This is a genomic window from Ferrimonas gelatinilytica (genome assembly GCF_039544205.1).
In the GTDB taxonomy this organism is placed as follows: domain Bacteria; phylum Pseudomonadota; class Gammaproteobacteria; order Enterobacterales; family Shewanellaceae; genus Ferrimonas; species Ferrimonas gelatinilytica.
In genome coordinates, this window is the sequence record NZ_BAABLF010000005.1 from 326,948 (window position 1) to 339,970 (window position 13,023).

Sequence of the window (13,023 nt, forward strand, 5' to 3'; positions counted from 1 at the left end):
CAGCGTATCATGCTCAACGCCGTCGAGTACCTTGATCACCCGGATGCCGACTTCCCGTCGCCGCAACAGGCGCTGGAGGAGCCCAACGGTCTGCTGGCCATTGGGGGCGATCTCTCTCCCGGTCGCCTGCTCCATGCCTACCGGAACGGGATCTTTCCCTGGTTTAATGACGGGGACCCCATTCTCTGGTGGAGTCCGAACCCCCGAGCCGTGTTCGACCTCAGCAGCCTCAAGATCTCCCGCTCAACCCAGCGCAGTGCCCGTCGGGGGCAGTGGCACTACAGCGTCAATCAGGCGTTTGAAGCGGTGATCGCCGCCTGCGCCGAGCCTCGAAATGGCGATCCCAGCACCTGGATCTGTACGCCGATGAGACAGGCGTACCTGCAACTCCACAGGCTGGGCCATGCCCACTCCATTGAAGTCTGGCATCAATCCAGACTGATAGGCGGTCTTTACGGCGTCGGGGTGGGCGGTGTCTTCTGCGGCGAGTCGATGTTCCACCGCTGTACCGATGCCTCCAAGGCCGCAGTCTGGGCACTCAGCCGGGAAGCAAAAGTACTCGGAGTGGAACTTATCGATGCCCAGATCCTCAACCCCCACCTGATCGCTCTGGGGGCACAAAGCGTCAGCCGGAGTCAGTTCCTTGAACGGCTCACCCAGCTGCGCAATCGCCCTGTGCCCTGGTCCAACTGGCGCCATCCGGTCCGACATTTCCATGAGCCAGATTGAGCATATCCCCCTTGGGATCACCGCAGTATTTCCCTGCAGCTACCTGCCGCAGCGCCAGGAGCGCCTGCTGGTTGCCGGCGAACCCCTCGATGTCAGCCAGTTTTCCCAGTTAGTAGCCCTGGGCTTTCGCCGCTCCGGCGATCAGGTCTATCGACCCCACTGCCCCGGTTGCCAGGCCTGCCAGCCGCTCAAGGTCCCGGTGGCGACCTTTCGCCCCAGTCGTTCGCAACGGAGGGTGCTCGCCAAGAACCGGGACCTTCACTGGCGGGTCGTGATGCAGCCCAAGCCTTACCACCGGCCACTTTACCATCACTACATCCGTGGCCGGCACGCCGACGGCGCCATGTCACCCCCATCGGACAGCCAGTTTGATCGCTTCATCCCCTGCCGCTGGCTCGACATCCTCTATCTCGAAGCCTGGCTTGACGGGGAGCTGTTGGTGGTCGCCGCGACGGATCTGCTGACCGATGCCCTGTCCGCGACCTACACCTTTTTTCATCCCGGCTACCCCGCCCGCTCACTGGGCGTCAGGGCCATCCTGGCGCAGTTGCAGTTGGCCAAGCAGCTGGGTCGGAACTACCTATACTTGGGCTACCAAATCGATGCCTGTGGCAACATGGCGTACAAGCGCAACTTCCAGCCCGCACAACATTTTGACGGCGTAAGCTGGCGCCCCTACCGGGGCTAATGGCTTTACAGAGGGCGTTATTTGCGGCATGATACGCGCGAATTTTTATTACCTGATGGGATGAATTGCTCGATGGCAAAAGAAGACAGTATCGAGATGCAAGGCACCGTCCTTGAGACTCTGCCTAACACCATGTTCCGAGTGGAACTGGAAAACGGACATGTGGTGACCGCGCACATCTCCGGCAAAATGCGTAAGCACTACATCCGCATTCTGACCGGTGATACCGTAACTGTGGCGCTGACCCCTTACGACCTGACCAAAGGTCGTATCGTGTTCCGCTCTCGTTAATTCGGTCGTCCCAACAAAAAAGCCCGGCAATCGCCGGGCTTTTTTGTTGGGCCACACCAGGTTCAGCTGGTCACCGCGGTTTTATCACTTTGGTAGTTGAAACGAAGCTGGCCGTCGACCACATCGATGGCGACATCCCCTCCCCGCTGCAGTTGACCGAACAGGATCTCATTGGCCATCGGCTTCTTGATCTCCTCCTGCACCAAACGGGCCATGGGACGTGCCCCCATGTTGCGGTCATACCCCTTCTCAGCCAGGTACACCCGCGCTTCCGCAGAGACCTCCATGTGCACACCCCGGGCATCCAGCTGCGCCTGCAACTCCACCAGGAACTTGTCCACCACCTTGGCAATCACCTGCATATCCAGATGATTGAACCAGACGATGCTGTCCAGGCGGTTGCGGAACTCCGGCGTAAACACGCGGTTGATCTCGCTCATGGCATCATGGCTGTGATCCTGCTGCTTGAAGCCGATCGACTTACGAATGGTTTCCTGTACCCCGGCGTTGGTGGTCATCACCAGGATCACGTTACGAAAATCCGCCTTACGACCGTTGTTGTCGGTCAGGGTACCGTGGTCCATCACCTGCAGCAGCAGGTTGTAAACGTCGGGGTGCGCCTTCTCTATCTCATCGAGCAGCACCACGGAGTGCGGGTGCTTGATCGCAGCATCGGTGAGCAAGCCGCCCTGGTCGTAACCCACATAGCCCGGAGGGGCGCCCACCAGGCGACTGACACTGTGACGCTCCATGTACTCCGACATATCAAACCGGATAAGCTCTACCCCAAGCTGACGGGCCAACTGCTGGGTCACCTCGGTTTTGCCCACCCCGGTGGGGCCGGCAAACAGGAAGTTACCCACGGGTTTGCCCTCGTTACCGAGGCCGCTTCGGGCCAGGCGAATGGCCGCAGTCAACGCATCAATGGCCGCATCCTGACCGAACACCACCATCTTGAGATTACGATCCAGGTTCTCCAGCACCTCCTTGTCCGAGGAGGACACCGACTTCGCCGGAATACGGGCTATTTTGGCCACAATCTCCTCGATATCGGCGGCAGAGATGGTCTTTTTCCGCTTGGACAGAGGCAGCATCGCCATCCGCGCCCCGGCCTCATCAATAACGTCAATCGCCTTGTCCGGCAGCTGGCGTTCATTGATGTGCTTATCCGACAGCGCCGAAGCGGCGCTGATGGCGGAGTTGGTATAGCGAACCTGGTGATGGTCTTCGTAACGACTCTTGAGTCCCATCAGGATCTGGGTGGTTTCGGCGACACTGGGTTCGCGCACGTCGATCTTCTGGAACCGTCTGGCAAGGGCCCGGTCCTTTTCGAAGATCCCCTGGTACTCCTGATAGGTGGTGGAACCGATGCAACGCAGCTTGCCACTGGAGAGCAACGGTTTGAGCAGGTTGGAGGCATCCATCATGCCACCGGACGCCGCGCCGGCCCCGATAATGGTGTGGATCTCGTCGATGAACAGGATCGCCTTAGGGTCTTTTTGTAACTGCCGCAGCACCGCCTTGAACCGCTTTTCAAAATCACCGCGGTATTTGGTACCAGCCAGCAGGGCACCCATGTCCAGGCTGTAGATGGTGCAATCGGCCATCACCTCGGGAACATCATCTTCGGTGATGCGGTAGGCCAGGCCCTCGGCAATGGCGGTCTTACCGACGCCCGCCTCGCCAACCAACAGGGGGTTGTTTTTACGCCGGCGACACAACACCTGGATGGTGCGTTCGACCTCCTCCTGCCGCCCAATCAGCGGGTCGATCTGACCGGCTTGCGCCTGCTTGTTGAGGTTGGCAGCGAAATTCTCAAGACGGTCTCCGCCACTCTCCTCCTCCCGCTCGACGCCCAGTCCGGGGTTCTCTTGTGATTCTCCCTCGCTGCCAAGATCCGGTTCCTGCTGATCGCGCTTCACGACGCCGTGGGCAATAAAGTTGACCACATCGAGGCGGGTCACCTCCGACTTTCTCAACAGGTAAACCGCCTGGGACTCCTGCTCGGAGAAGATCGCCACCAGCACGTTGGCACCGGTCACCTCGTTTCGGCCACTGCTTTGCACATGGAAGACCGCCCGTTGCAGCACGCGCTGAAACCCCAGCGTCGGCTGAGTCTCCCGCTCGCTGTCATCTTCGGGGATCAGGGGAGTAGTCTGTTCGATGAAAACTTCGACCTCATTGCGCAGCGTATCCAATCGTGCGCCGCAGGCCAGCAGGGCTTCCTTGGCGGAGGGGTTATCGAGTAGAGCAAGCAACAGGTGCTCGACCGTCATAAACTCGTGACGATTGCGTCTGGCTTGCTGAAATGCGTTGTTCAGCGTGACTTCCAGATCTTTATTCAGCATGTCGCTACCTCCCCCAGTGGTCGTTTAGGCCTGTTCGGTCGAGCACAGCAACGGATGCTGACTCTCCCGTGCGTAACGGTTTACCTGTGCCGCCTTGGTTTCTGCGATATCCAAGGTAAACACGCCGCACACGCCTTTCCCTTTATAATGGACTGTCAGCATCACCTCTGTCGCCTTTTCTTCATTCATATTGAAGAAGCGCGTCAGCACCTCCACCACGAACTCCATCGGTGTGTAGTCGTCGTTGTTCAGGACCACTTTGTACAGCCTGGGTGGCTCCAGTTTCTGTTCCTGCTTCTCCCTTTCGACAACGTTTTCCATCTGTTCCTGCTTGCTCATAGCAAAAGCCTGGCGTCTCCATTTGGTGTGGACGGATTAAATACGGTCGCAAGTTAAACTTGACGACCATGTTATCCTTTTGTTAATTGATAGATGTGTAGCGCGAAAGCGTGACACTTCCTCACCCGTTATAGGGTTTGCGGGAAGTGATTACAAGCGATATAGAAAGGTCACAGCAGAAGGATGTCGAGGTATGGCTCAAGGAACGGTTAAGTGGTTCAATAACGCGAAAGGTTTCGGTTTTATCTGCCCTGAAGGGGGCGGCGAAGACGTGTTCGCTCACTATTCAACCATCGATATGGATGGCTACCGCACTCTGAAGGCGGGACAGGAGGTGCAGTTCGAAATGGAGAAGGGCCCCAAGGGGATGCACGCGTCCAACATCCAGCCGGCGAACAAGTAGCGCAGGACAGTTGCAAAGAGAAAAGCCGATCATCTGATCGGCTTTTTTATGCCTGAGCGAACGGCTACATATTACTGATCACCGCATCGCCAAAGGCGGAGCAACTCAGCAGTTCAGCGCCCTCCATCAAACGCTCGAAATCGTAGGTCACCGTCTTCGCCGCGATGGCCCCTTCCATCCCCTTGATCACCAGATCCGCCGCTTCGATCCAGCCAAGATGACGCAACATCATCTCCCCGGAGAGGACCAGTGAACCGGGGTTGACCTTATCCTGTCCGGCATACTTCGGCGCGGTGCCGTGAGTCGCCTCAAACAGGGCAACGCCATCACCGATGTTGGCACCGGGTGCGATGCCGATCCCCCCGACCTGTGCCGCGAGCGCATCCGAGACGTAGTCACCATTGAGGTTCATGGTCGCGATCACGTCGTACTCTGCCGGTCGCAGCAGGATCTGCTGCAGGAATGCGTCGGCAATCACGTCTTTTATCACGATGGTTTTGCCGCTTTTGGGGTTAGTCAGCTCACACCAGGGGCCGCCATCGATCAGGCGGGCACCGAACTCACGCTGTGCCAGGGCATAGCCGAAGTCCTTGAACGCCCCCTCGGTGAACTTCATGATGTTGCCTTTGTGCACCAGGGTCACCGAGTCCCGATCGTTATCGATGGCGTACTGGATCGCGGCGCGAACCAGGCGCTCGGTGCCCGCCCGGGAGATCGGCTTGATGCCGATGCCACACTCCTGGGTAAAGCGGATCTTGGTGACGCCCATCTCCTCGGTCAGGAAACGGATCACCTTGTCCGCTTCCGCAGTGCCGGCCTGCCACTCCACCCCAGCATAGATGTCCTCGCTGTTCTCCCGGAAGATCACCATGTCGGTCAGCTCCGGTTGCTTGAGCGGGCTGGGTGTCCCCTGGTAGTAGCGAACCGGGCGCAGGCAGATGTAGAGATCCAGCTGCTGACGCAGTGCCACATTGAGAGAGCGGATCCCTCCGCCCACCGGGGTGGTCAGCGGCCCCTTGATGGCAACGCGAAAATCGCGGATCGCGGCCAGAGTCTCCTCCGGCAGCCAGGTATCGGCCCCATACGTCTGGGTCGCCTTTTCACCGCAGTAGATCTCCATCCAGTGGAGTTTACGGCGATGGCCATAGGCCTTCTCAACCGCCGCATCGAGTACCTTGCGCATGGGCGGGGTAACGTCCACACCGATCCCGTCGCCCTCGATAAAAGGGATGATCGGATGATCAGGCACCTGCAACGCGCCGTCGGCGGCGACGGTGATCACCTCGCCTTCGGTGGGACGTTCGATCTTAGATTCCATGAAGCACTCCTTGTTCAGGTTCGTTCTAAAACCCCGGACTCGGGGAACGGCTCGTTCTTAGACTACTGCGCTTTTTTTTTCACCGCCAGAAAGAAAAAACCGCCGGATATCCGGCGGTTTTGTCTATAGCACTTTGGTCTTTACCGACTTAGGCCAGCTCGGCCAAAGGCCGGGTCACTCCGAAAGAGGCCAGAAACGACTCGAGGATCCCGTTAAAGGTCGGGCTCGGCCGCATCGCCGCGGTCAGCTTGCTGCGATCCGCGTGGTAGTAGCCACCCATCTCGACCTTACGACCCTGGACCTCGTTGAGCTCCTTAACAATGGTCGCCTCGTTTTCCGACAATGCCTCGGCCAGCGGCGCAAACAGGGCCTGCAGCTCGGCGTTGTCCGACTGGGCCGCCATCATCTGTGCCCAGTACAGCGCGAGATAGAAGTGGCTGCCACGGTTATCCAGTTCACCCACCTTGCGGGAGGGCGACTTGTTCTGCTCCAGGAAGCGGCTGTTGGCAACGTTCATCGCCTCAGCCAGCACCTTCGCTTTGGCATTACCACTCTTAGCCGCCAGGTCTTCCAGCGACACCGCGATGGCAAGAAACTCACCCAGGGAGTCCCAGCGCAGGTGATTTTCCTCGACAAACTGCTCAACGTGCTTGGGGGCGCTGCCGCCGGCACCGGTTTCAAACAGGCCACCACCGGCCAGCAGGGGCACGATGGAGAGCATCTTGGCGGAGGTGCCCAGCTCCAGGATCGGGAAGAGATCCGTCAGGTAGTCCCTGAGCACGTTGCCGGTCACTGAGATGGTATCCATGCCAGCCTTGACCCGCTCCAAGGTGAAGCGCATCGCGTCAACCGGGGCCAGGATGTGGATCTGCAGATCCGAGGTGTCGTGATCGGCCAGGTAGTGATCCACCTTGGTAATGAGGTTGGCATCGTGGGCACGGGCACGGTCCAGCCAGAACACCGCGGGTTGACCGGTCGCCCGGGCACGATTCACCGCCAGCTTAACCCAATCCCGGATCGGCGCATCCTTGGTCTGGCACATACGCCAGATATCCCCGGCCTCCACCTCATGCTGCATCAGCAGGGTGCCAGAAGCATCCACCACGCGCACCACACCGGCTTTGGTGATCTTGAAGGTCTTGTCGTGGGAGCCGTACTCCTCCGCCTTCTGGGCCATCAGCCCGACGTTGGAGACATTGCCCATGGTCGTGGGGTCGAAGGCACCGTGTTGCTGACAGAAGGCGATGGTCTCCTGATAGATGCCGGCGTAACAGCGATCCGGGATCACCGCTTTGCAGTCCTGCAACTGGTCATCCCGGTTCCACATCATGCCGGAGCTGCGGATCATCGCCGGCATGGAGGCGTCGATGATCACATCGCTGGGCACATGCAGGTTGGTGATCCCCTTGTGGGAGTTCACCATCGCCAGATCCGGGCCCTGGGCATAAGCCGCATCCAGATCGGCCTCGATCGCCGCACGCTGAGCGTCGGGCAGCTGGGCGATCTTACGGTAGAGATCACCCAGACCGTTGCTCACATCGACGCCGAGTTGCTTAAAGAGCTCGCCGTGTTTGGCAAAGAGATCGGCAAAAAAAGTTTCCACGCAGTAGCCAAACATGATGGGGTCGGACACCTTCATCATGGTCGCCTTGAGGTGCAGGGAGAAGAGCACGCCCTTCTCCTTCGCATCGACGATCTGCTCAGCGAAGAAGCGCTTCAACGCCTGGCTGCTCATCCGTGCCGCGTCAATCACCTCGCCCGCTTGCAGCGCGGTCGCGTCCTTGAGGACGGTGACCTCACCATCCGCCGCGGCCAGCTCGATGCGCACTTCGGTTGCCTGCTCGGCAACATAGGATTGCTCGCTGCCGTAGAAGTCTCCGGACTCCATATGGGCGACGTGGGACTGGGAGTCTTTGGACCAGGCCCCCATGGAGTGGGGATTGGCCTGGGCATACTGCTTCACCGCCTGGGCGACGCGACGGTCTGAGTTGCCCTCCCGAAGCACGGGATTGACCGCACTGCCGAGGACCTTCGCGTACCGGGCCTTGATGGCTGATTCGGCGTCGTTTTTGGGCTCATCCGGGTAGTTAGGCAGGTCATAACCCTGGGCCTGGAGTTCCGCGATGGCCGCGTTGAGCTGGGGGATAGACGCCGAGATGTTCGGCAGCTTAATGATGTTGGCTTCCGGCGTTTTTGCCAGTTCACCCAGCTCTGCCAGGGCATCATCCAGGCGTTGCTCGGGGCGCAGACGCTCCGGGAAAGCGGCGATGATCCGACCGGACAGAGAGATATCTCGGGTCTCCACATCCACGCCGGCAGCGTGGGTGAAGGCATTGACGATCGGCAACAGTGAATGGGTCGCCAGGGCTGGCGCTTCGTCGGTGTAGGTGTAGATGATCTTCGACATACTGAAGGGTGTCCTTGTTATCCTTATCCCGTGGTGCTTTTGCGTTGTTATTATCCATAAAGCGGCCACATGATAGATCAATCACAGTTTCAGTGAAACGGTGCGCTAGGCTGGCGTCCAGTGAGTCAAAAACGATAAAATCATAAGATGCATCAACGTAGTAAACGCAATCACGGACAGGGCGAGGCCCGCCCTGCCAGAGACCGCCGGTACCCAAAGGCCCGGCGCGACCGCGAGCCGGCACCCAAAGGCCCGCGTAAAGTGGTGCTGGTCAACAAGCCGTTTGACGTCCTGACCCAGTTCACCGATGGCCAGGGCCGTCAGACCCTGGCGGATCTTGTCCCCATCAAGGGGGTCTACCCCGCCGGGCGGCTGGACCGGGACTCCGAAGGGCTGGTCCTGCTCACCAACGATGGGCAACTGCAGGCCAAACTGACCCAGCCGGGCAAGAAAACCAGCAAAACCTACTACGCCCAGGTGGAGGGGGAGCCCAGCGACGAGGCCCTTGCCGCATTGTGCGAGGGCGTGACGCTGAAGGATGGCCCCACACTGCCCGCTCGGGTGCGTCGGGTAGCCGAGCCGCAGTGGCTTTGGCCGCGGGTGCCGCCAATACGGCAGCGCCAGAACATCCCGACCTGCTGGCTGGAGATCACCCTCACCGAGGGACGCAACCGACAGGTGCGTCGCATGACCGCCCACATCGGCCACCCCACCCTGCGACTGATCCGCTACCGCATCGGAAGCTGGACTCTCGACGGGCTCGCCCTGGGTGAGTTTCGAGAGTGTCTGGCGTGAACGGGCGTTTCCTGCCCCACACTACGGTGGCCTGCGTTGTGCGCAGCGAAGAGCGCTACCTCCTTGTAGAGGAGTGCATCGACGGCGAGCCGAAGCTCAACCAGCCCGCCGGTCACCTCGAAGCCCAGGAGAGCTTGCTCGCCGCCTGTCAGCGAGAGCTTTTTGAGGAGACCGGGTTGGCACTGGCACCCCAGCGGCTGCTGCGCATCTACCAGTTTGTCGCCGCCGATGGCACGCCCTTTGTCCGTTTCACCTTCGCCCTGACGCTTCCGTCGATACCACCCACCGCCCCCCAGGATCCCGATATTCTCCGCTGCCATTGGCTGACCAAGGCCCAGGTGCTCAGTCGCCGTCATCAGCTGCGCAGCCCCCTGGTGCTGCAGAGCATCGAAGATTTTGAGCGGGGTGCCGGGGTGCCGGTCGACCGGGCGCTGGACCTGACTCTGTATCATGGCTGAGTGCATTGGCGGTCGCCCAAGGGTCCGTGGTAGAATGCGCCCCCAAAATTCCCGAAGTTCGATCATTGAAACCCGAATTCGTTATGTCAGAAAACCGCGATAAAAAGGTGATTGTCGGCATGTCCGGCGGTGTGGACTCCTCGGTGTCCGCCTATCTGCTGCTGCAGCAGGGCTACCAGGTGGAAGGCCTGTTCATGAAAAACTGGGAGGAGGACGACTCCGACGAGTATTGCGCCGCATCCGAGGATCTGGCGGACGCCCAGGCGGTGTGCGACAAACTGGGGATCGAGCTGCACAGCGTGAACTTCGCTGCCGAGTACTGGGATAACGTATTCGAGTACTTCTTGGCGGAGTACAAAGCCGGACGCACCCCCAACCCGGATATCCTCTGCAACAAAGAGATCAAGTTCAAAGCCTTCCTGGAGTTCGCTGCCGAAGCGCTGGGGGCGGATTACATCGCCACCGGGCACTATGTCCGCCGTCGTGACACCGCCGATGGCCAGGTACAGATGCTACGTGGTCTGGATGGCAACAAGGATCAGAGCTACTTCCTCTACACCCTGGGTGCCGACCAGGTGGCGCAGACCCTGTTCCCCGTCGGTGAACTGGAGAAGCCCGAGGTACGCCGTATCGCAGAAGAGCAGGGACTGGTCACCGCCGACAAGAAGGACTCCACCGGGATCTGCTTTATCGGTGAACGTAAATTCAAGGATTTTCTTGCCAAGTACCTGCCGGCCCAGCCGGGCAACATCGAAACCTGCGAGGGAGAGGTAATCGGTCAGCACGATGGCCTGATGTATCATACCCTGGGTCAGCGCAAAGGGCTTAGGATAGGTGGCATGAAGAACGCCGGGGATGAGCCCTGGTACGTGGTCGACAAGGATATGAAACGCAACGTACTGGTGGTTGGCCAGGGGCATCGTCATCCCCGCCTCTTCTCCGACGGCCTCATCGCAGGGCAGCTGCACTGGGTCGACCGCAAGGGGCCACAGCAGGCCGCCGAGTTAACCGTTAAGACCCGCTACCGCCAACAGGACGTGCCCTGCACTGTGACCCCGCTGGCGAACGGCGAACTGGAGGTTCGTTTCCACGAGCCGGTGAGCTCGGTGACCCCGGGGCAATCGGCGGTCTTCTACCAGGGTGAAATCTGCCTCGGTGGTGGCGTAATTGAACGCGTGATCCGATAAGGGACTGAGCATGAACCAACTGCAACAACGCACCCTGGCCTTTGCCGGGATCTGCCAGGCGATTCACCAGGTAAGGGAGATCGCCCGCCACGGCAAGGTGGAGGAGCCGCTGCTGGAAGCCACGGTGGCCTCCATCCTTAATACCGATCCCGAGCAGCCTCAGGATGTTTACGGCGACAGCAGCCTGGAGCACGGATTCCAGGTGATCATCGACCAGCTTGGCGATGGCCAGCGCAAAGATGTGGATCTCACCCGCTACCTCGTCGGTATCCTTGCCCTCGAGCGCAAGCTCAGCCGCAAGCCCGCCGCCCTCGCCGCCCTGGCGGAGCGTCTCTCCCAGGTTAAACGCCAGACCCACCATTTTGCCCTGACCGACGAGCAGGTTCTGGCCAATCTGGCCTCCATTTACGCGGATGTGATCAGTCCGCTGGGTGCCCGCATCCAGGTGGTGGGTAACCCCACCCACCTGCAACGTACCCAGAACCAGTATCGAATTCGTACCCTACTGCTGGGCGCCGTGCGATCCGCCGTTCTCTGGCGCCAACTCGGCGGCAAGCGCCGTCAACTGGTGTTGTCACGCAAGGCGGTGGTGATGACCGCCCAGCAAGCATTAAAAAACCAATAAGCCTCTACCCATTTCTCAAGGAGTCATCATGGAACTATCTGCCCTGACCGCCATCTCCCCGGTCGATGGACGCTATGGCAGCCGCACGGTCGAGTTGCGAGGGATCTTCAGTGAGTTCGGCCTGATCAAATACCGTGTGCAGGTTGAGATCTCCTGGCTGAAACTGCTGGCGGCCTGTCCGGAGATCGCCGAAGTCCCCTGCTTCAGCGAAGCGGCCCTGGCCCGGCTGGACGCCATCACTGAGCAGTTCTGTGAGGCCGATGCGGCGCGGATCAAAGAGATCGAGCGCACCACCAATCACGACGTCAAAGCAGTGGAATACTTCATCAAGGAGCGGATCGCCGATAACGCCGAACTGGCGGCGATCGATGAGTTCGTTCACTTTGCCTGCACCAGTGAGGACATCAACAACCTCTCCCACGGTTTGATGCTGCATAACGCCCGCGAGCAGGTGATTCTGCCCCAGCTGCAACAGGTGGTGGACGCCATCTTCGCCCTGGCCAAGCGTTACGCCCGTGTCCCCATGATGGCCCGCACCCATGGTCAGCCTGCCTCACCCACCACCATGGGTAAGGAGATGGCCAACGTTGCCATCCGCCTGGAACGCCAACTCAAGCAGGTGGCCGAGGTGAAACTGCTCGGCAAAATCAATGGTGCCGTCGGCAACTACAATGCCCACCTGTCCGCCTATCCGGATGTGGACTGGCATCAGCTGTCCGAGCGCTTCGTCGCCAGCCTGGGCCTGACCTGGAATCCCTGGACCACCCAGATCGAGCCCCACGATTACATCGCCGAGCTGTTTGACGCCCTGGCGCGCTTTAACACCATTCTGATCGACTTCGACCGGGACATCTGGGGCTACATCGCCCTGGGGCACTTCAAACAGAAGACCATCGCCGGCGAGATCGGCTCCTCCACCATGCCCCACAAGGTCAACCCCATCGACTTCGAGAACTCCGAAGGCAACCTGGGCCTGGCCAATGCCCTGTTCCAGCACCTGGCGGCCAAGCTGCCCATCTCCCGCTGGCAGCGTGACCTCACCGACTCCACGGTGATCCGTAACTTGGGGGTCGGTGTGGGTTACTCCAGCATCGCCTACCAGGCCACCCTGAAGGGGATCTCCAAGCTGGAGGTGAACGAGCAGAGCCTGCTGGATGAGCTGGACAGCAACTGGGAACTGCTGGCAGAGCCGGTTCAGACGGTGATGCGCCGCCACGGCATCGAAAAGCCCTACGAAAAACTCAAGGAGCTGACCCGTGGCAAGCGCATCAACCAGCAGATGATGGCCGAGTTCATCGACAACCTGGCGTTGCCCGACGCGGTGAAAGCGGAGCTCAAGCAGCTGACCCCGGCCAACTACATCGGCCGCGCCGTCGAGTTTGTCGAGTCCCTGTAAGCACTCGCTTTCCGAACGTTCACGAGTAAAAACGCCGCC

General features: G+C 59.9%; 13 protein-coding genes. 9 read left to right on the forward strand and 4 right to left on the reverse strand.

Going from position 1 to position 13,023, the window contains the following annotated elements; all coding sequences use genetic code 11:
* Positions 1 to 9: 9 nt before the first annotated feature.
* The 3 genes from aat to infA all read left to right on the forward strand — a co-directional run bounded on the left by aat (position 10) and on the right by infA (position 1,708).
* Positions 10 to 729 carry a leucyl/phenylalanyl-tRNA--protein transferase gene (gene aat, locus ABD997_RS03825; RefSeq protein ID WP_345315909.1) on the forward strand — a complete coding sequence of 240 codons (720 nt, stop codon included), beginning with the start codon at positions 10 to 12 and terminating at the stop codon, positions 727 to 729.
* Entirely contained in the window at positions 716 to 1,417 is a 702-nt protein-coding gene (locus ABD997_RS03830; RefSeq protein ID WP_345315689.1) for an arginyltransferase, read from the forward strand. Before aat ends, ABD997_RS03830 begins: the two co-directional genes overlap by 14 nt.
* Before the next feature lie 72 nt (positions 1,418 to 1,489).
* The gene (gene infA / locus ABD997_RS03835) at positions 1,490 to 1,708 is read left to right on the forward strand and encodes a translation initiation factor IF-1 (RefSeq protein WP_013345495.1); all 219 of its coding nucleotides are present in this window, start codon (positions 1,490 to 1,492) and stop codon (positions 1,706 to 1,708) included.
* Positions 1,709 to 1,770: 62 nt separating this feature from the next.
* Here infA and clpA read toward each other — a convergent pair whose 3' ends face one another.
* Together clpA and clpS are read right to left on the reverse strand one after the other, a co-directional pair.
* Positions 1,771 to 4,056 (reverse strand): ATP-dependent Clp protease ATP-binding subunit ClpA, encoded by a 2,286-nt coding sequence (gene clpA, locus ABD997_RS03840; RefSeq protein ID WP_345315690.1) that lies wholly within the window; start codon positions 4,054 to 4,056, stop codon positions 1,771 to 1,773.
* Between the two features lie 24 nt (positions 4,057 to 4,080).
* Positions 4,081 to 4,395: an ATP-dependent Clp protease adapter ClpS gene (gene clpS, locus ABD997_RS03845; protein WP_345315691.1), complete on the reverse strand. Its 315-nt coding sequence runs from the start codon at positions 4,393 to 4,395 to the stop codon at positions 4,081 to 4,083.
* Between the two features lie 193 nt (positions 4,396 to 4,588).
* Between clpS and cspD the strand changes: the two genes are divergently transcribed.
* A complete protein-coding gene (cspD, locus tag ABD997_RS03850; RefSeq protein ID WP_345315692.1) occupies positions 4,589 to 4,798 on the forward strand; it encodes a cold shock domain-containing protein CspD in 210 nt (69 codons plus the stop codon).
* Between the two features lie 64 nt (positions 4,799 to 4,862).
* Here cspD and icd read toward each other — a convergent pair whose 3' ends face one another.
* Together icd and ABD997_RS03860 are read right to left on the reverse strand one after the other, a co-directional pair.
* Positions 4,863 to 6,116, reverse strand: coding sequence for an NADP-dependent isocitrate dehydrogenase (gene icd / locus ABD997_RS03855; RefSeq protein WP_345315693.1), 1,254 nt, complete (start codon positions 6,114 to 6,116; stop codon positions 4,863 to 4,865).
* A gap of 148 nt (positions 6,117 to 6,264) precedes the next feature.
* Entirely contained in the window at positions 6,265 to 8,523 is a 2,259-nt protein-coding gene (locus ABD997_RS03860) for an NADP-dependent isocitrate dehydrogenase (RefSeq protein WP_345315694.1), read from the reverse strand.
* A gap of 147 nt (positions 8,524 to 8,670) precedes the next feature.
* Here ABD997_RS03860 and rluE point away from each other — a divergent pair, with 147 nt between their 5' ends.
* The 5 genes from rluE (at position 8,671) to purB (ending at position 12,984) form a co-directional block, all read left to right on the forward strand.
* A complete protein-coding gene (rluE, locus tag ABD997_RS03865) occupies positions 8,671 to 9,318 on the forward strand; it encodes a 23S rRNA pseudouridine(2457) synthase RluE (protein WP_345315695.1) in 648 nt (215 codons plus the stop codon).
* On the forward strand, positions 9,315 to 9,776 hold the full coding sequence (locus ABD997_RS03870) for an NUDIX domain-containing protein (protein WP_345315696.1): 462 nt from the start codon (positions 9,315 to 9,317) through the stop codon (positions 9,774 to 9,776). The genes rluE and ABD997_RS03870 overlap by 4 nt, the downstream gene beginning before the upstream one ends.
* Before the next feature lie 83 nt (positions 9,777 to 9,859).
* A complete protein-coding gene (gene mnmA / locus ABD997_RS03875; RefSeq protein WP_345315697.1) occupies positions 9,860 to 10,963 on the forward strand; it encodes a tRNA 2-thiouridine(34) synthase MnmA in 1,104 nt (367 codons plus the stop codon).
* 10 nt (positions 10,964 to 10,973) lie between these two features.
* Positions 10,974 to 11,588, forward strand: coding sequence for a high frequency lysogenization protein HflD (hflD, locus tag ABD997_RS03880; protein WP_345315698.1), 615 nt, complete (start codon positions 10,974 to 10,976; stop codon positions 11,586 to 11,588).
* Between the two features lie 28 nt (positions 11,589 to 11,616).
* The gene (purB, locus tag ABD997_RS03885; RefSeq protein ID WP_345315699.1) at positions 11,617 to 12,984 is read left to right on the forward strand and encodes an adenylosuccinate lyase; all 1,368 of its coding nucleotides are present in this window, start codon (positions 11,617 to 11,619) and stop codon (positions 12,982 to 12,984) included.
* Positions 12,985 to 13,023 lie beyond the last annotated feature (39 nt).